The sequence below is a fragment of the Pseudomonas sp. YH-1 genome (assembly GCF_051990045.1).
In the GTDB taxonomy this organism is placed as follows: Bacteria; Pseudomonadota; Gammaproteobacteria; order Pseudomonadales; family Pseudomonadaceae; genus Pseudomonas; species Pseudomonas nicosulfuronedens.
Map to the genome: position 1 here is coordinate 3,127,501 of NZ_CP178184.1, position 17,780 is coordinate 3,145,280.

The 17,780-nt window shown below is 62.3% G+C and carries 12 protein-coding genes, 2 tRNA genes, 3 rRNA genes and 1 pseudogene; 12 read left to right on the top strand and 6 right to left on the bottom strand.

Annotated elements, in window-relative coordinates:
- Positions 1–44: 44 nt before the first annotated feature.
- The 5 genes from ACKI1H_RS14650 to rrf (ACKI1H_RS14670) all read left to right on the top strand — a co-directional run bounded on the left by ACKI1H_RS14650 (position 45) and on the right by rrf (ACKI1H_RS14670) (position 3,817).
- Positions 45–121: transfer RNA gene (locus ACKI1H_RS14650), tRNA-Ile, on the top strand.
- 28 nt (positions 122–149) lie between these two features.
- Positions 150–225: transfer RNA gene (locus tag ACKI1H_RS14655), tRNA-Ala, on the top strand.
- Between the two features lie 229 nt (positions 226–454).
- Positions 455–3,346, top strand: a 23S ribosomal RNA gene (locus tag ACKI1H_RS14660).
- A 134-nt stretch (positions 3,347–3,480) separates the two neighbouring features.
- Positions 3,481–3,596, top strand: a 5S ribosomal RNA gene (gene rrf / locus ACKI1H_RS14665).
- Positions 3,597–3,701: 105 nt separating this feature from the next.
- Positions 3,702–3,817 (top strand): 5S ribosomal RNA (gene rrf, locus ACKI1H_RS14670).
- Positions 3,818–4,024: 207 nt separating this feature from the next.
- Here the strand turns inward: rrf (ACKI1H_RS14670) and ACKI1H_RS14675 are convergent.
- The 6 genes and pseudogenes from ACKI1H_RS14675 to ACKI1H_RS14700 form a co-directional block, all read right to left on the bottom strand.
- Positions 4,025–4,484: pseudogene (locus ACKI1H_RS14675) on the bottom strand (GNAT family N-acetyltransferase).
- A 118-nt stretch (positions 4,485–4,602) separates the two neighbouring features.
- Entirely contained in the window at positions 4,603–5,820 is a 1,218-nt protein-coding gene (fabB, locus tag ACKI1H_RS14680) for a beta-ketoacyl-ACP synthase I (RefSeq protein ID WP_138525223.1), read from the bottom strand.
- A gap of 10 nt (positions 5,821–5,830) precedes the next feature.
- Positions 5,831–6,346: a 3-hydroxyacyl-[acyl-carrier-protein] dehydratase FabA gene (fabA, locus tag ACKI1H_RS14685; protein WP_017517389.1), complete on the bottom strand. Its 516-nt coding sequence runs from the start codon at positions 6,344–6,346 to the stop codon at positions 5,831–5,833.
- Positions 6,347–6,577: 231 nt separating this feature from the next.
- Positions 6,578–8,494: an ATP-binding protein gene (locus ACKI1H_RS14690; RefSeq protein WP_440468708.1), complete on the bottom strand. Its 1,917-nt coding sequence runs from the start codon at positions 8,492–8,494 to the stop codon at positions 6,578–6,580.
- On the bottom strand, positions 8,491–9,411 hold the full coding sequence (locus ACKI1H_RS14695; RefSeq protein WP_440468709.1) for an ABC transporter substrate-binding protein: 921 nt from the start codon (positions 9,409–9,411) through the stop codon (positions 8,491–8,493). Before ACKI1H_RS14695 ends, ACKI1H_RS14690 begins: the two co-directional genes overlap by 4 nt.
- A 1-nt stretch (position 9,412) precedes the next feature.
- Complete coding sequence (locus tag ACKI1H_RS14700) at positions 9,413–11,521, bottom strand: TonB-dependent receptor plug domain-containing protein (protein WP_440468710.1); 2,109 nt, start codon at positions 11,519–11,521, stop codon at positions 9,413–9,415.
- Positions 11,522–11,702: 181 nt separating this feature from the next.
- Here ACKI1H_RS14700 and ACKI1H_RS14705 point away from each other — a divergent pair, with 181 nt between their 5' ends.
- The 7 genes from ACKI1H_RS14705 to ACKI1H_RS14735 all read left to right on the top strand — a co-directional run bounded on the left by ACKI1H_RS14705 (position 11,703) and on the right by ACKI1H_RS14735 (position 17,614).
- Complete coding sequence (locus tag ACKI1H_RS14705) at positions 11,703–12,725, top strand: NAD(P)H-dependent glycerol-3-phosphate dehydrogenase (protein WP_440468711.1); 1,023 nt, start codon at positions 11,703–11,705, stop codon at positions 12,723–12,725.
- A 12-nt stretch (positions 12,726–12,737) separates the two neighbouring features.
- Positions 12,738–13,094, top strand: coding sequence for a DUF4389 domain-containing protein (locus ACKI1H_RS14710; RefSeq protein WP_440468712.1), 357 nt, complete (start codon positions 12,738–12,740; stop codon positions 13,092–13,094).
- Positions 13,091–13,555: a phosphohistidine phosphatase SixA gene (gene sixA, locus ACKI1H_RS14715; RefSeq protein WP_138525218.1), complete on the top strand. Its 465-nt coding sequence runs from the start codon at positions 13,091–13,093 to the stop codon at positions 13,553–13,555. The genes ACKI1H_RS14710 and sixA overlap by 4 nt, the downstream gene beginning before the upstream one ends.
- Before the next feature lie 256 nt (positions 13,556–13,811).
- Positions 13,812–15,479: an AMP-binding protein gene (locus ACKI1H_RS14720; RefSeq protein WP_440468713.1), complete on the top strand. Its 1,668-nt coding sequence runs from the start codon at positions 13,812–13,814 to the stop codon at positions 15,477–15,479.
- Between the two features lie 15 nt (positions 15,480–15,494).
- Positions 15,495–15,920, top strand: coding sequence for a hotdog fold thioesterase (locus tag ACKI1H_RS14725; protein ID WP_138525216.1), 426 nt, complete (start codon positions 15,495–15,497; stop codon positions 15,918–15,920).
- A gap of 197 nt (positions 15,921–16,117) precedes the next feature.
- Positions 16,118–16,921, top strand: a complete 804-nt coding sequence (locus ACKI1H_RS14730) for an AraC family ligand binding domain-containing protein (RefSeq protein ID WP_440468714.1) — start codon at positions 16,118–16,120, stop codon at positions 16,919–16,921.
- Positions 16,922–16,966: 45 nt separating this feature from the next.
- Positions 16,967–17,614, top strand: coding sequence for a LysE family translocator (locus ACKI1H_RS14735; protein ID WP_440468715.1), 648 nt, complete (start codon positions 16,967–16,969; stop codon positions 17,612–17,614).
- Positions 17,615–17,780 lie beyond the last annotated feature (166 nt).

Here is a 17,780-nt window from a genome sequence, read left to right on the forward strand (position 1 = left end):
CATAAGCTCCCACACGAATTGCTTGATTCACTGGTTAGACGATTGGGTCTGTAGCTCAGTTGGTTAGAGCGCACCCCTGATAAGGGTGAGGTCGGCAGTTCGAATCTGCCCAGACCCACCAATTGTTGTGGTGTGCTGCTGATCCGAATGGGGCCATAGCTCAGCTGGGAGAGCGCCTGCTTTGCACGCAGGAGGTCAGGAGTTCGATCCTCCTTGGCTCCACCATTAATCGTCGAAAGCTCAGACATGAATGTTCAGGTTGAACGAACATTGATGTCTGGTCTTTGTGCCAGAACTGTTCTTTAAAAATTTGGGTATGTGATAGAAGTAGACTGAATAATCTCTTTCACTGGTGATTATTCAAGTCAAGGTAAAATTTGCGAGTTCAAGCGCGAATTTTCGGCGAATGTCGTCTTCACGTTCGAGACAATAACCAGATTGCTTGGGGTTATATGGTCAAGTGAAGAAGCGCATACGGTGGATGCCTTGGCAGTCAGAGGCGATGAAAGACGTGGTAGCCTGCGATAAGCTTCGGGGAGTCGGCAAACAGACTTTGATCCGGAGATCTCTGAATGGGGAAACCCACCCGGGATAACCTGGGTATCTTGCACTGAATACATAGGTGTAAGAGGCGAACCAGGGGAACTGAAACATCTAAGTACCCTGAGGAAAAGAAATCAACCGAGATTCCCTTAGTAGTGGCGAGCGAACGGGGATTAGCCCTTAAGCTTCTTTGAATCTAACAGAACGCTCTGGAAAGTGCGGCCATAGTGGGTGATAGCCCCGTATGTGAAAGGTTCTTTGAAGTGAAATCGAGTAGGACGGAGCACGAGAAACTTTGTCTGAATATGGGGGGACCATCCTCCAAGGCTAAATACTACTGACTGACCGATAGTGAACCAGTACCGTGAGGGAAAGGCGAAAAGAACCCCGGAGAGGGGAGTGAAATAGAACCTGAAACCGTATGCGTACAAGCAGTGGGAGCCTACTTTGTTAGGTGACTGCGTACCTTTTGTATAATGGGTCAGCGACTTATATTCAGTGGCGAGCTTAACCGTATAGGGAAGGCGTAGCGAAAGCGAGTCTTAATAGGGCGTTTTAGTCGCTGGGTATAGACCCGAAACCGGGCGATCTATCCATGAGCAGGTTGAAGGTTAGGTAACACTGACTGGAGGACCGAACCCACTCCCGTTGAAAAGGTAGGGGATGACTTGTGGATCGGAGTGAAAGGCTAATCAAGCTCGGAGATAGCTGGTTCTCCTCGAAAGCTATTTAGGTAGCGCCTCACGTATCACTCCAGGGGGTAGAGCACTGTTTCGGCTAGGGGGTCATCCCGACTTACCAAACCGATGCAAACTCCGAATACCTGGAAGTGTCAGCGTGGGAGACACACGGCGGGTGCTAACGTCCGTCGTGAAAAGGGAAACAACCCAGACCGTCAGCTAAGGTCCCAAAGTTATGGTTAAGTGGTAAACGATGTGGGAAGGCTTAGACAGCTAGGAGGTTGGCTTAGAAGCAGCCACCCTTTAAAGAAAGCGTAATAGCTCACTAGTCGAGTCGGCCTGCGCGGAAGATGTAACGGGGCTCAAACCATACACCGAAGCTACGGGTGCATCGCAAGATGCGCGGTAGAGGAGCGTTCTGTAAGCCTGTGAAGGTGAGTTGAGAAGCTTGCTGGAGGTATCAGAAGTGCGAATGCTGACATGAGTAACGACAATGGGAGTGAAAAACTCCCACGCCGAAAGACCAAGGGTTCCTGCGCAACGTTAATCGACGCAGGGTTAGTCGGTCCCTAAGGCGAGGCTGAAGAGCGTAGTCGATGGGAAACAGGTTAATATTCCTGTACTTCTAGTTACTGCGATGGAGGGACGGAGAAGGCTAGGCCAGCTTGGCGTTGGTTGTCCAAGTTTAAGGTGGTAGGCAGAGATCTTAGGTAAATCCGGGGTCTTAATGCCGAGAGCTGATGACGAGTCATCTTTTAGATGATGAAGTGGTTGATGCCATGCTTCCAGGAAAAGCTTCTAAGCTTCAGGTAACTAGGAACCGTACCCCAAACCGACACAGGTGGTTGGGTAGAGAATACCAAGGCGCTTGAGAGAACTCGGGTGAAGGAACTAGGCAAAATGGCACCGTAACTTCGGGAGAAGGTGCGCCGGCGAGGGTGAAGTATTTACTACGTAAGCCCATGCCGGTCGAAGATACCAGGCCGCTGCGACTGTTTATTAAAAACACAGCACTCTGCAAACACGAAAGTGGACGTATAGGGTGTGACGCCTGCCCGGTGCCGGAAGGTTAATTGATGGGGTTAGCGAAAGCGAAGCTCTTGATCGAAGCCCCGGTAAACGGCGGCCGTAACTATAACGGTCCTAAGGTAGCGAAATTCCTTGTCGGGTAAGTTCCGACCTGCACGAATGGCGTAACGATGGCGGCGCTGTCTCCACCCGAGACTCAGTGAAATTGAAATCGCTGTGAAGATGCAGTGTATCCGCGGCTAGACGGAAAGACCCCGTGAACCTTTACTGTAGCTTTGCACTGGACTTTGAGCCTGCTTGTGTAGGATAGGTGGGAGGCTTTGAAGCGTGGACGCCAGTCTGCGTGGAGCCATCCTTGAAATACCACCCTGGCATGCTTGAGGTTCTAACTCTGGTCCGTTATCCGGATCGAGGACAGTGTATGGTGGGCAGTTTGACTGGGGCGGTCTCCTCCTAAAGAGTAACGGAGGAGTACGAAGGTGCGCTCAGACCGGTCGGAAATCGGTCGTAGAGTATAAAGGCAAAAGCGCGCTTGACTGCGAGACAGACACGTCGAGCAGGTACGAAAGTAGGTCTTAGTGATCCGGTGGTTCTGTATGGAAGGGCCATCGCTCAACGGATAAAAGGTACTCCGGGGATAACAGGCTGATACCGCCCAAGAGTTCATATCGACGGCGGTGTTTGGCACCTCGATGTCGGCTCATCACATCCTGGGGCTGAAGCCGGTCCCAAGGGTATGGCTGTTCGCCATTTAAAGTGGTACGCGAGCTGGGTTTAGAACGTCGTGAGACAGTTCGGTCCCTATCTGCCGTGGACGTTTGAGATTTGAGAGGGGCTGCTCCTAGTACGAGAGGACCGGAGTGGACGAACCTCTGGTGTTCCGGTTGTCACGCCAGTGGCATTGCCGGGTAGCTATGTTCGGAATAGATAACCGCTGAAAGCATCTAAGCGGGAAACTAGCCTCAAGATGAGATCTCACTGGGAACTTGATTCCCCTAAAGGGCCGTCGAAGACTACGACGTTGATAGGTCGGGTGTGTAAGCGCTGTGAGGCGTTGAGCTAACCGATACTAATTGCCCGTGAGGCTTGACCATATAACACCCAAACAATTTGTGTGTTGTACGGTGAAGACGTAACGAACCGAAAGTTCGTGTGAACCGCAAATACCTGTCACATACCCGAATCTGGATGAGCGTGTGCATCTGCCACGAGCATCCATAAAGAATTGCTTGACGACCATAGAGCGTTGGAACCACCTGATCCCATCCCGAACTCAGTAGTGAAACGACGCATCGCCGATGGTAGTGTGGAGTTTCTCCATGTGAGAGTAGGTCATCGTCAAGCTCCTATCCCAAGACCCCTGGTCAGCTTCGCTGGCCGGGGGTTTTGCTTATTAGTGTAAGCAACCCGAATTCGGATGAGCGCCAAGGCGAGCATCCAACCGAATTGCTTGACGACCATAGAGCATTGGAACCACCTGATCCCATCCCGAACTCAGTAGTGAAACGATGCATCGCCGATGGTAGTGTGGAGTTTCTCCATGTGAGAGTAGGTCATCGTCAAGCTTCTAATTCCAAAACCCCTGATCAGCGAAAGCTGATCGGGGGTTTTGTTTTTGGGGAAGGGAAAATACTCGCTGTGCCATGGGATGCTTCCGCTTGGCGCGCCGCCCTCTCCCTAACCCTCTCCCTGAAGGGAGAGGGGACCGATTGGCACGGTGAACAGTTCTGGCGTTAGTCGGAGAACGATGCTGTTCGCGAGCAAGCTCGCCCCTACAGCGGGCTGAGGGGCTTGGTCATGATGAGGGTGCGCTCTTCACCGTGGAGTTGTTCGCGCAGCACGCGATAGCCCAGGCGAGTGTAGAAGCTCTCAGCAGTGATGGAGGAGGGGACCAGCAGGGCCTCTATGCTGCGCTCCAGAGCGGCTTTCTCGATTCGGCTCATAAGGGACTGGCCGATGCCTTTGCGTTGCTGCGCAGGGGGCTATGAAGAGGCTGTGCACGACATCGCCATCCAGGGCGCCAGTGCCCACGATCTTGTCGTTCAGCAGGGCGAAAAAGACCAGGCGTTGCTCCAGCAACTCGATCACCCGCCCAGGCGTGAAATTCGCCACCACTGATGCGATAACGCTCTCCGGATAGTCCTGGCTGTTGCTCTCTCGGACGGCCGCTACGATCACCTGGCTGATGGCCTTGGCGTCGTTGCTGTGGGCTTGCCTGATCGTCAATTCCATCCGTGCGCTCCCTGTTATCAGCCCGCTCATCCTGACGGGATCGGTAGCGCGAGGATAGAGCGAAATCGCAGGCAACAAAAAAGGCGCCCTGGGGCGCCTTTCTTGTTTGGATCACCGGTCAGCCGTTGTGGCGTTTCAGGACCAGGGTGGCGTTGGTGCCGCCGAAGCCGAAGCTGTTGCTCATGACGGTGTCGATCTTCGCGTTCTCGCGGGTCTCGCGCAGGATCGGCAGGTCAGCGACCTCCGGGTCCAGCTCGTCGATATTCGCCGAACCGGCGATGAAGTTGCCTTCCATCATCAGCAGGCAGTAGATCGCCTCGTGAACGCCGGCGGCGCCCAGGGAGTGGCCGGACAGGCTCTTGGTGGAGCTGATGGCCGGAGCCTTGTCGCCGAACACTGCACGTACGCCACGGATCTCGGCGACGTCGCCGACCGGAGTGGAGGTGCCGTGGGTGTTCAGGTAGTCGATCGGGGTGTCGACGGTGGCCAGGGCCTGCTGCATGCAGCGGATGGCGCCTTCGCCGCTCGGAGCAACCATGTCGTAGCCATCGGAGGTGGCGCCGTAGCCAACGATTTCGGCGTAGATCTTGGCGCCGCGCTTGAGGGCGTGCTCCAGTTCTTCGACCACGACCATGCCGCCGCCGCCGGCGATGACGAAACCGTCACGCTTGGCGTCGTAGGCGCGGGAGGCCTTTTCCGGGGTGTCGTTGTACTGGGTGGAGAGGGCGCCCATGGCGTCGAACAGGCAGCTCTGGCTCCAGTGTTCTTCCTCGCCGCCGCCGGCGAAGACGACGTCCTGCTTGCCCAGCTGGATCTGCTCCATGGCCTGGCCGATGCAATGTGCGCTGGTGGCGCAGGCCGAGGAGATGGAGTAGTTCACGCCCTTGATCTGGAAGGGGGTGGCCAGGCAGGCGGAAACGGTGCTGCCCATGGTGCGGGTGACGCGGTATGGGCCGATGCGCTTGACGCCCTTCTCGCGCAGGGTGTCGATGGCTTCCATCTGGTTCAGGGTGGAAGCACCGCCGGAGCCGGCGATCAGGCCGGTGCGCGGGTTGGAGATCTGCTCGGGGGTGAGGCCGGAGTCCTTGATCGCCTGTTCCATTGCCAGGTAGGCATAAGCGGCGGCGTCGCCCATGAAGCGGAAGACCTTGCGGTCGATCAGCTCTTCCAGGTTCAGGTTGACCGAACCGGACACGTGGCTGCGCAGGCCCATCTCGGCGTAGCTCGGGTTGTGGCGGATGCCAGCACGGCCTGCACGCAGGTTGGCGGAGACGGTGTCTTTGTCATTGCCCAGGCAGGAAACGATGCCCAGACCGGTGATCACGACGCGACGCATGCGGATACCCTTAGAAGCTGTCAGTGGAAGTGAACAGGCCGACGCGAAGGCCTTCGGCGCTGTAGATTTCGCGGCCATCGACGCTGACGGTGCCGTCGGCGATGGCCAGGATCAGCGAACGATTGATCGTACGCTTGATGTGAATGTTGTAGGTGACTTTCTTGGCGGTCGGCAGGACCTGGCCGAAGAACTTCACTTCGCCCGAACCCAAGGCGCGGCCGCGGCCGGGGTTGCCCTGCCAGCCAAGGTGGAAGCCGACCAGCTGCCACATGGCGTCGAGGCCCAGGCAGCCCGGCATGACGGGGTCGCCTTCGAAGTGGCAGGCGAAGAACCACAGGTCCGGGTTGATATCCAGCTCGGCGACCAGTTCGCCCTTGCCATACTTGCCGCCGACATCACTGATGTGGGTGATGCGGTCGATCATCAGCATGTTCGGGGCGGGCAGTTGCGCATTACCCGGGCCGAAGAGCTCGCCGCGGCTGCAGCGCAGCAGGTCTTCTCGGGTGAAGGCGTTTTGTTTGGTCATGCGAGCTCCTCAAAAATCCTGGATAGCAGGCGTTGTTTGGCTTGTGCCTGCGGCGCCGCGTTCCGTTGTTCTTGTCACGGTGTCATGCGGCAGCCTAGTCATAGACTATTGCCTTTAAGTGAAAGTCACAGCAATCGGCGAACGCTTGTTCACTTTTCGCCAACGCCAGGTTTCCCCGTCGGGACGCAGGCCCCGGGCCGGTCCGCAGTTTGCGGGCAAGCGCTCCGTCGATCAACGACCTGGAGCAACCCAGCGCTGCAGAATCCGCTGCAGCTCCGCGCGTTTGAACGGCTTGGCGAGGTAGTCGTTCATTCCTGCCTCAAGGCACGCCTCGCGGTCGCCCTGCAGCGCGTTGGCGGTCAGGGCGATGATCGGTACCTGCTCGCCGCCCGGTTTTGCACGGATCTGCCGGGTGGCTTCGTAGCCGTTGAGCACCGGCAGGCGGCAATCCATCAGGATGGCCGCGAACTCGCCGCGTTCCGAGGTCCGCACTGCCTGGGCGCCGTCACCCACCAGCGTGACGCGATAACCCAGGCTGCGCAACATAGCTTCTATGACCGTTTGATTCACCGGGTTGTCCTCCACCAGCAGCACGGACTGACCAGTGGCAAGCGCGTCACCGCCGTTCGTCCCGTTGTCTGCGGCACTCTGACGCTCCCGGAAGGGCAGGGGTATCTCCAGGGTGAAGGTCGAACCACAACCCTCCTCGCTGACCGCGCCCAGAGTGCCGCCCATCCGTTCGGCCAGAGTGCGCGCGATGGACAGCCCCAGCCCGGTGCCGCCGTAGCGTCGCGAAGTGGACGAGTCGGCCTGCTGGAAGGCCTCGAACATGTGCTCCAGGCGCTCGCGGGAGATGCCGATGCCGCTGTCCTGCACCGAGCAGCTGAGCCATAGCACTTCGTCGTCCAGCGCCTGCCAGGTGGCTTCCAGGCGCACGCCGCCTTCTTCGGTGAACTTCAGGGCGTTGCCCAGCAGGTTGACCAGGATCTGCCGGATGCGCGTCGGGTCGCCCTGCACCTCGAGGTTATCGAGGCCGTCCTGCACGTTCATTTCCAGTTCCAGCCCGCGCTGCTGGGCACTGTGCTGAAAGACCTGGATCGAGCTCTGGATCAGCTCCAGCAGGTTGAACGGGATGCGCTCCAGTTCCAGTGCGCCGCGTTCGACGCGGGAGAAGTCGAGGATGTCGTTGATCACCTTGAGCAGGTGCTCGGTGGATTCGGTGGCCAGCGCGCTGTACTCGGCCTGCTCCTGGTTCAGCTCGGTGGTTTCCAGCAGCTGCAGCATGCCCAGCACGCCGTTCATCGGAGTGCGCAGCTCGTGGCTCATCATCGCCAGGAAGTCGGATTTGGCGCGGTTGGCCTCTTCGGCTTCCTCCCGCGCGGCCACCAGTTGGGCGATGCTGCGCTCCTGCTCGAGGCTGGCCTGCTGCAGGCCGCGGGCAAGGTTGTTGATGTGCCGGGCCAGGTCGCCGACTTCGCCGTCGTCCGGCACCGGCAAGATGGTGTGGTAGTCGCCGGTCTGGATCGCCTGCACGGCGCGGCCCATGGTGCGGATCGGCGCGGCCAGGCGGCGGGCGAGGCGGCGCGCCAGCAGGTAGGTGAGGATCAGCGCGAACAGCGCAAGCAGGCTGGCCTTGAGCAGGATTTCCTGCTGTCGTTCGCTGAAGGCGTCACTGGCCATCCCGACCACCACGCGGCCGAGATAGTCCCCGCTGGGCGTCGTGGCGGCCGGCAGCATGTCGTTGGAGCTGGCCAGGTCGCTGCCGTTGAGGGCGATGTTCTCGCGCTGGATCGAGGCGTGGAAGATTTCCACCTTGGTGCTCGACTGCGCGGGATCGGCGGCGTGCTCGACGTAGACAAGGATGTTGTCACCGCGGTCGCGCACTTCGATGAAGCGTACGTGGGCGGTGCTCAGGGTCGCCCGCAGCAGGCTCTGCAGCACCGGCAGGTTGCCGGAGATCACTCCGTATTCCGCCGCCGGGGCGAGCTGGTTGGCGATCAGCTGACCGGTGTGGTTGGACTCCAGGCGCAGGTCCTGCAGACGCGAATAGGTGAAATATCCGGTCAGCAGCACGGTCAGCAGCAGCGCCGGGCCGAGACTGATGGCCAACATGCGCGTCTGGATGTTCCAGCTCTTGCGGGAACTCATGGTTTTTCTCCTTCGGCCAGGCGCTGCGCGAGTTCCGCGTCGCCTTGCAGGTCGATACCGAGCGAGCGCGCCACCTGGCGGTTGCTCTGCACCTTGAAGCGTTCGGGGGAGAGGCTGCGGGGCCATTGCTCCGCCGGCTCGTCGAGCAGGGTGTCGAGGGTCTCCAGCCAGTCGCTCTGGTCGCTGTAGGTGCTGGCCAGGCTGCCGGCCTTGACGAAGGCGGCGGTGGGACCGATCAGCGCCCGGTTCTGTGCGTAGGCGCTGAGGAGGATGCCCTTGATGGTCTGCGCGTTATAAAGCTGTTTGTCGTCCAGCCCGAGCAGCAGGTCACTGCGACCGAGCAGTTCTCGCAGTGGGCGACTGTCTTCGGCGCGGGTTTGCAGTTCGCTGACCAGCTCGATGCCGAGCCGTTCGGCGGTGCGCTGAAGCTCCTCCAGGAGGAACTCGCTGCTGGGGCCGACCAGCACGCCGATGCGTTGCGGGCGCGGGCTTAGCTGCAGTGCCAGCTGCAACTGGCGGGCCGGTGGCGGGTCGCTCCACAGCAGACTCAGGTGCGGTGGCTCGCGCTCGCCCAGCACCTGCCGGGCTTCGACACGGCTGACCAGCAGGGTCAGCGCCGGCGGTGCGTCATGGCTGGCCAGGCGCCAGTTCAGCGCGCCACTGCCGAGCAGTAGCAGGCGGGTTTCGCTATCGAGTCTGGCGGCTGGCGGAAGGTTCTCCGGGGACTCCAGCCGCACCTGGTCATGCGGTCGACGTCGCGCCAGCGCTTCGGCGAAGTCTTGCAGCGCAGCGCTCTGTTCGGTGCTGACCAGCAGGATGTCGCGCGCCTGGGCTGGTAGCGCAAACAGGCAGGCGAGCCCAAGGAGCAGGGCAGTGAGGAAGGGGCCAGGGCTCGTCCATGAGCGGCGGGCAGGCATGCTAGAAGTCCACCTCGGCGCTAAAGTAGAGCAGGTGGCGGCTGTCGTAGCGGTTTTCCGGCCAGGTCAGGGGCTCGTCGTCCAGTCGCTGTTGCAGAACCCCGGCCAGTTCCAGCGCCGCGCGACCAAGCGGGATGCGCTTGGCTACGCGCAGGTCGACGCGCTCGAAGCGGTGTTCGTTCAGCGCATCGTCGCCGTAGTAGAAGACCGAACTCGACCAGCCGCGCCCCCAGTCGCGCATCCAGCCGGCCGAGCCGCTGTTGCGTGCGGTGAGGCGCTGGTCATAGCGGCTGCTGGCGTCGTAATCGACATAGGCGTAAGTCAGGCGCACACGGTCCTGCCGCGTCAGGCGCCAGTCGAGCTGAGTCTCGGCGCCGCTGAAGCGGATGTCGTTGTCGTTGGTCGGTTCGAAGTCGGAGACCTTCAAGGGATCGCTGATCAGCCCGTGGATTTCGTCGTAGTAGGCTTTGATGTCGACCGCGAGCCCGAGTTCGTCGAATTGGCCGTTGTAGCCGATTTCCCGCGAACGCATGCGCTCCTGGTCGAGGTCGCCGGGGCCGTGGGCACGAGCGAAGTAGTAGGCGCTGGACTGGCCGTAGACCGGCTCCGAAAGGTTGCGAACCCGGTAGCTCCAGTTCACATCGTTCTCGTACATGTCCGGCGAGCGCACCGCCTCGGAGTACACCGCTCGCAGGCTGTGGCGCGGGGTGATCAGGTAGTTGAGGGCGAGGCGCGGGCTGACCGAGCTGCCGGAGAGCTGATCGTCCTCCACCATCGCGCCGCCCTGCAGCAGCCAATGCGGCGTCAGGTGCCACTCCAGCTGGCCGAACAGGCGCCAGATGTCGTTGTTCACCGCGCCGTCGAAGTAGGTTTCCGAGGTGGCCTGGTCGTGGCGATAGCTCAGGCCGCTGACCAGCCGCACGCCGTCGGCGAGGCTCAGGGTGTCCTGGATTTCGAGGTCGTAGCGGGTCTCGCGGATGTTCTGGTTCACCTGCCCGCAGACCGGTAGATAGGCGCCGGCCGCCAGCTGCTGGACGACCTGCCGGGCCAGCGCCTGTTCCTGCGCAGTGCCGCGGGGAATGCGCGGCAGTGAGTCGGCGAAACTCTGCACGTACTTCGGATCCAGCGCCCACAATTGCGCGAGCTGTGGGCTGAAGGCGACCTGCGCCTCGCATGCGTCGAAATCCTGCAGGCGCTCCCAGTGCTCGGCGTAACCCTGCACGTAGAAGCTGTGCTCGGGGTTGACGTCGAAGGTCCAGCGCAGCGAGCCGGCGTAGTCGCGGGCGGTCAGGTCGGAGTTGTCGTCGCCGTCGGGAATCTTGCCGAAGATCGGCTCGTAGTCGTAGGGCCGCTGGTTGCTCCCTTCCTTGGCGGCGAGCTGCCAGTCCAGGCTGTTGCGCAAGTCAAGGTTGTGGCTGGCCACCAGGTTGAAGCGGCTCAGACGGCGACCGTCGCGGTAGTCACGACCGAACTGGTCGTGGTCGAAGCCGTCGTCTTCCTGGCCGGAAAGAGAGAGCCGGTAATCGCCGGAGCGGTCATGGATGCCCTGGCTGGCGTACCAGTCACGGACACCATTCTGTCCAGCGGTGTACTTCAGTCGCGTGCCCTGGCTGTCGGCGGGGTGGCGGGTGAGGATGTTGATCACGCCCATGAGTGCGTTGGCGCCGTAGCTCACGGCATTGGGGCCGCGGAAGACTTCGATGCGATCGATGTCCTCGATGGCCACCGGGATATCGCTCCAGTCCACCGTGGCCAGGCCCGGACGATACATCGAGCGGCCGTCCACCAGCACCTGCAGGCGCCGCGCTTCGGTGACGTTGGTACCGTGGTAGTTCACCGTCGCCTGGTTGCCCGACAGGTAGCCGACCATCATGCCCGGCACCAGCCGCATCAGTTCCGGAATGTCGCGGGCGCCGGAGGCCTTGATCAGGTCGCGGTCGAGCACCGTCATGCTGCCGGGAACTTCCGCCGGAGACTGTTTCAGCCGGGTCGCGGTCAGAACTTCAGGAACGTCGAGGCTGTCCACGAACAGGTCGCCCGCCACGGCTCTGCCCGCCAGCAAGGCGGCAAGCAGGGAGAGCGGCAGGGGAGCGCGGACGGGACGGTGCACGGAACGGCCTTGTTCTCGGTTTTTATGGGTTCGGTCAATGTCTACGGCTAGACGTTTTCCACACGACGGATGTTAAACGAGGCTGCGCTGATTACCAGTCCGCGATACAGGCTGGCCGCTCGCCGATGCGGCCTTATAATGGCCCAATCGCCGCCCCTGGGCGGCCACCAATGGAACAGACATGACACAGCAGCAACCGATCGCCGTCCTCGGCGGTGGCAGTTTCGGCACCGCCTTCGCCAATCTGCTGGCAGAAAACGGACAGCGCGTTCGCCAGTGGATGCGTGACGAGGAGCAGGCCGAGGCGATCCGTACCCGCCGCGAGAATCCCAACTACCTCAAGGGCGTGCGCATCCATGACGGCGTGGAGCCGACCACGGACCTTGCGGCGACGCTGGTCGAGTGCGAGATGATCTTCGTCGCGGTGCCCTCCAGCGCCCTGCGCAAGGTGCTCGACGGCCGCAGTGAGGAGCTGGCGGGCAAGATGCTGGTCAGCCTGACCAAGGGGATCGAGGCGCAGAGCTTCAAGCTGATGAGCCAGGTACTCGAAGAGATCGCGCCGAAATCCCGTATCGCAGTGATCTCCGGCCCGAACCTGGCGCGTGAGATCGCCGAGCACGAGCTGACCGCCACCGTGGTCGCCAGCGAGGATGAAGACCTCTGCGCCCAGGTGCAGCAGGCCCTTCACGGCCGCACCTTCCGCGTCTATGCCAGTGGCGACCGCTTCGGCGTGGAACTGGGCGGCGCGCTGAAGAACGTCTACGCCATTATCGCCGGCATGGCTGCCGCGCTGGGCATGGGCGAGAACACCAAGGGCATGCTGATCACCCGCGCCCTGGCGGAGATGACCCGCTTCGCCGTCCAGCTCGGCGCCAACCCCATGACCTTCCTCGGCCTGGCCGGTGTGGGCGACCTGATCGTCACCTGTTCGTCACCCAAGAGCCGTAACTATCAGGTGGGCTTCGCCCTGGGCGAAGGCCTGACCCTGGAAGACGCCGTAGCGCGCATGGGCGAGACCGCCGAGGGCGTGAACACCCTCAAGGTGCTCAAGGCCAAGGCCGATGAGCTGCAGGTCTACATGCCGCTGGTCGCCGGCCTCAACGCCATCCTGTTCGGCGGCCGCACCCTGGAGCAGGTCATCGGGGCGCTGATGAGCGGTGAGCCGAAGACCGATGTCGATTTCATTCCCACCACCGGTTTCTGAGGAGGTATCACCATGTCCGCTGAACGTCAGCCCGCTGGCCGTCTAGAGAAGGAGTCCCTGGTCTTGCGCGTCGTCTGGATGCTGGTCTTTGCGCTGGTCTGGTTCGTCGCCGAGATGATCCTCGGCGCCGTGGTGATCATCCAGCTGATCTACCGCATCATCTACGGCGCGCCCAGCGGCAGCCTGATGGGCTTCGGCGACAGCCTGAGCCAGTACTTCGCACAGATCGGTCGCTTCGGTACCTTCCAGACTGAAGCGAAGCCCTGGCCGTTCTCCGACTGGCCAACCGCGCACTCTCCCGAAGGCGAGACTCCGCACGACGTGCCGCCGGCACCGCACCCGGTGCGTGACGAGGAGCCGAAGCTTTGAAGCTCTGGCTGCTGCGCCATGGCGAAGCCGAGCCCCAGGCCCGCCGCGACTCGGAGCGGCGACTGACCGCCCACGGCATCAAGGAGGCGCTCAAGAGCGCTGCCCAACTCGCCGGCCACCCGCTCGATGGCATCCTGGCCAGCCCCTACGTGCGCGCCCAGGAAACCGCTGAACTGGTCCGCGAGGCACTGGGCTTCGAGGGCTCGGTCGGCACCGCACCCTGGCTGACTCCGGATGATGACCCCAAGGATGTGCTGCGCTTCCTCGATGGCCGCAACGAGCAAAACCTGCTGCTGGTCACCCACCAGCCGCTGGTGGGCGCCTTGGCCGGCCTGCTGGTACATGGCAGCCGCAGTGACGCCGTACCGTTCAGCACCGCCACCCTGGCGGAACTGGAGGGCGAAGTGCCGGTAGCGGGGCTGATGGAGTTGGTGTCGCTCTACCACCCACGGCATTCCTGAGTCGTCCGACTCCGAAAAAGGCCCCGAAAGGGGCCTTTTGCATTTCTGTCGCCGGCAAATCGTGCCCGGATGTTTCGGCGCGAGGCCCGTTGCAGAGCGGTCGAAGCCGATCCTTCGGCTAAATCCTACAAAAGTTCACACGACCAGCCTTGTCTGCCGCTGCGCTGCATGGAATATTCAACCAAGCAAGTGCTTGGTTGATCCATCGCTATATCCCTGAGCTACACCTCTGACAAAAAAAACAAAGGAGGGGCACGTGGTTAAAGCAGTCCGATTACCACTCGACCTGTTCTATCAGCGCGAGAAGAGCCACCCGAACAAACGCTACCTGGTGCAGCCGCTCACCGGCGGCGACGTGCAGACCCTGACCTGGGGCGACGTGGGCGACCAGGCCCGCCGCGCCGCCGCCTGGCTGCGCAGCCTGGACCTGCCCGAAGGCAGCCGGGTGGCGATCATTTCGAAGAACTGCGCGCACTGGATAGTCGCCGACATCGCCATCTGGATGGCCGGCCACGTTTCGGTGCCGCTGTATCCCAACCTCACCGCCGACTCCGTTCGCCAGGTGATGACCCACTCCGAAGCGCGGGTGGCCTTCATCGGCAAGCTGGACGACTGGCCGGCGATGGTCGACGGCATTCCCGAAGACGTGCCTACTGTGGCGCTGCCCTTGCACCCGGAAGGACGCTTTGACCATCACTGGAGCGACCTGCAGGCGCAATCGCCGATCCGCGATGATCCGCGCCCGGACGCCGCCACCCTGGCGACGCTCATCTACACCTCCGGTACCACCGGTACGCCCAAGGGCGTGATGCACACCTTCGGCAACTTCGCCTTCGCCGCCAGCCATGCCATCGACCTGTTCGGCGTTGGCGAAGAAGATCGCCTGCTGTCCTACTTGCCGCTGTGCCACGTGGCCGAGCGCATGTTCGTGCAGATGGCGTCGATCTACGCTGGACAGACGATCTTCTTCGCCGAAAGCCTGGATACCTTCGTTGCCGACATGCGCCGCGCGCGGCCCACGGTGTTCTTCGGCGTGCCGCGCATCTGGACCAAGTTCCAGATGGGCGTCTATGCGCAGATGCCGGCGCAGAAGCTCGACCGACTGCTGCGTCTACCGATCATCGGCCGTCTCGTCGGCCGTAAGGTGCTCGCCGGCCTCGGCTTGGATGCTGTGCGTTACGCCTTGTGCGGAGCTGCGCCAGTACCCGAGGCGCTGCTGAACTGGTACCAGCGCCTGGGCCTGAACGTGCTCGAGGTCTATGGCATGACCGAGAACTGTGGTTATTCCCACGTCTGCCGGCCGGGCGAGCAGCGGGTCGGCTGGATCGGCCGCAACAGCCCCGGCGTCGAGGTGCGTATCAGCGACGAGGGCGAAGTGCAGGTACGCAGTGGTGCGACCATGGTCGGCTACTTCAAGGACCCGGAGCGTACCGCCGAGACCATCACCGAGGACGGTTTCCTGCGCACTGGCGACAAGGGCGAGCAGGACGCCGAAGGTCACCTGCGCCTGACCGGTCGCATCAAGGAAATCTTCAAGACCGCCAAGGGCAAGTATGTCGCCCCGGCGCCCATCGAGAACCGCCTGGCCGTGCATTCGCGGATCGAGCAGATCTGCGTGGTCGGCGACGGCCTGATCGCCCCGTTGGGCCTTTGCGTATTGTCCGAGGTGGGCCGCCAGGAAGCCGCCAACGGCTCGCGCAGTCAACTGGAGCAGAGCCTGCAGGAACTGCTCGCGGAGGTGAACGACGCGCTGGACAAGCACGAACGCCTGGCCGGACTGGTGCTGGTCAAGGACGTCTGGACGGTGGACAACGGCTTCCTCACGCCCACCCTGAAGATCAAGCGCAACGTGGTGGAAGGGACCTACGGTCAGCGCTTCAATGAATGGGCGGAGCGCCGCGAGGCGGTGCAATGGCATGAATGACAGAAGGAATGATGAATGACCTGGCGCACCAAGCCCGACCTGGAAAAGCTCAACGCGAACCTGAAGAACACCATTGGTGAAGTGCTCGATATCCGCTTCGAGGCGTTCGACGACGACTCGCTGACCGCCAGCATGGTGGTGGATTCGCGCACCCACCAGCCCTATGGCCTGCTGCACGGTGGCGCTTCGGTGGTGCTGGCGGAAACTGTCGGCTCCACGGCGAGCTATCTGTGCCTGGATACCTCCAAGTACTACTGCGTCGGCCTGGAGGTGAACGCCAACCACCTGCGCGGCTTGCGCAGCGGGCGGGTGACGGCGGTGGCAAAGGCGGTGCACATCGGCCGCTCGACCCACGTCTGGGAAATCCGCCTGCACGGGGATGATGGCAAGCCAAGCTGCATCTCGCGACTGACCATGGCTGTGGTGCCGCTGGAGCGCTGACCAGGCCGTGATCTGGCTCGGACGTAGGATGGCGTGGAGCGAGGCGAGACCCATCAATACCCTGCACCGGCAGCATGGGTATCGCCTAGGCTCCACCTATCCTACAAAAGCGCTCCGCTGCAGCTGCCATGTGATGGGTGGCGACCGCTCGCAATTTTGTCCAAGACCCGCCGTTCCCGCGCCGGTACAGTAGGCCCATGGAACGCATCGAACACCACAGCAGCGGCCTGCCCGGCGTCCGTTTCATTGACGCCGAGTACCGCCGTTTCGCCTTTCCCCGGCATTTTCACCTCGACTACCACGTCGGGCTGATGCTGGACGGCTGCCAGCGCTACACCCATCGCGGTGAGCGCTCGCTGGCCGGGAATGGCGACATCCTGCTGATGAGCCCCGAAAGCATCCACGACGGTTCCAGCGAAGGCGAGGACGGCTACCGCATCCGCGTACTGTCCATCGACCCGCAATGGCTGGACGATGCCTGCCGCGCCTTCAGTGATGGCCGCCAGGGCGCGCCGCGCCTGACTGCTGCGCAGCTGCGCGATCCGCTGCTGCAGACCGAACTGCAGCGCGCCCACGCCCTGATGCTCGGTGGCGAGCGGCTGGCGCAGGAAGGTCAGCTCTGGCAGGCGCTGGCCGCGCTGCTGGAGCGTGCCTCCAGCCTGCGCATTCGCGAGCCGGGGCAGGGTTTTGATGCGCCGACCTGGACGCGCCTGCGCGAGTGGCTGGAATCGCGCCTGGAAACCCCACCGACCCTGGAAGAGATCGCCGAGTTCTGCGACCTCAGCCCCTGGCAGGTGTTGCGCCGCTTCAACCACCAGTGCGGGTTGCCGCCACACCAGTGGCTGACCCAGCTGCGCCTGGAGCGCGCCCTGCCACGGGTGATCAAGGGCCAGCCGCTGGCGGAAATCGCCCTGAGCCTGGGCTTCTACGACCAGGCTCATTTCAGCCGACTGTTCCGCCGGACCTACGGATTGCCGCCCGCTCGACTACGCCAGCGCTGATCCGATCCCACTTCCCGTTCCACTTTCCCACTGGAGAATCCCGCCATGCAGGAGGTTCACGTCTTGCTCATGCTCACTGCCGTGTTCGCAGTCGCCCTGGTCAGCCCCGGCCCGGACGTCGCGCTGGTGGTGCGTACTTCGCTGCACCAGGGCCGCCGCGCTGGCGTGCTCAGCGCCCTCGGTCTCGCCTGCGGCATCCTGGTTCACGGCACCCTGGTGCTGACCGGCGTGTCGCTGCTGCTGGCCCGCTCACCGCTGCTGTTCAGCGCCCTGCAACTGGTGGGCGCGGCGTACCTCGCCTGGCTCGGCGTCGGCGCGCTTCGTGCGTTGCGCAAGCCGGGCGGAGCAGGGCGGATCGACGGCGAGCTGCCGGACTCGACGCTCGGTCCCTGGTTGCGCGGGCTGGCGACCAACCTGTTCAATCCCAAGGCGCTGGTGTTTTTCCTTGCACTGTTGACCAGCCTGATTCCGGCGGACATGTCGGCGCCCGGCAAAGTCGCCGTGGCGGTGATGCTGTTCGGCACCGGCTTCGTGTGGTTCAGCCTGCTCAGCGTGATCCTCACCCGGCCGCTTTGGCAGCAGCGTCTGCTGCGCGCGGTGCCGGCGATCGATGGCGCCTGCGGCTTGGTATTCCTGCTGGTGGCCGGCGGCATCCTGTTCAGCGTGGTGAACCACGCGGCGCATTGGGTTTGACGGTGGTCGGCGGATAACCGTAAACGGTTATGCGTCAAACCGATGTCGAGCAGGGCAAATCCGCCGGAGCGCCATGGAGTTTGGCCGTAGTGCCGTCATTCGCGGGAGCGTGGGTCATTGCCGCGCCCCCGGTGCTGTCGGAAAATCCAGGCTGTCATTCCCCTGA

Bases quoted from the DNA above. Each gene is read 5' to 3' on its own strand.
- ACKI1H_RS14710 (WP_440468712.1), top strand. From the start codon at position 12,738: ATGTCCGCTGAACGTCAGCCCGCTGGCCGTCTAGAGAAGGAGTCCCTG.
- ACKI1H_RS14695 (WP_440468709.1), bottom strand. From the start codon at position 9,411: ATGCCTGCCCGCCGCTCATGGACGAGCCCTGGCCCCTTCCTCACTGCC.
- fabA (WP_017517389.1), bottom strand. From the start codon at position 6,346: ATGACCAAACAAAACGCCTTCACCCGAGAAGACCTGCTGCGCTGCAGC.
- ACKI1H_RS14725 (WP_138525216.1), top strand. From the start codon at position 15,495: ATGACCTGGCGCACCAAGCCCGACCTGGAAAAGCTCAACGCGAACCTG.
- ACKI1H_RS14730 (WP_440468714.1), top strand. From the start codon at position 16,118: ATGGAACGCATCGAACACCACAGCAGCGGCCTGCCCGGCGTCCGTTTC.
- fabB (WP_138525223.1), bottom strand. From the start codon at position 5,820: ATGCGTCGCGTCGTGATCACCGGTCTGGGCATCGTTTCCTGCCTGGGC.
- ACKI1H_RS14735 (WP_440468715.1), top strand. From the start codon at position 16,967: ATGCAGGAGGTTCACGTCTTGCTCATGCTCACTGCCGTGTTCGCAGTC.
- ACKI1H_RS14705 (WP_440468711.1), top strand. From the start codon at position 11,703: ATGACACAGCAGCAACCGATCGCCGTCCTCGGCGGTGGCAGTTTCGGC.
- ACKI1H_RS14690 (WP_440468708.1), bottom strand. From the start codon at position 8,494: ATGAGTTCCCGCAAGAGCTGGAACATCCAGACGCGCATGTTGGCCATC.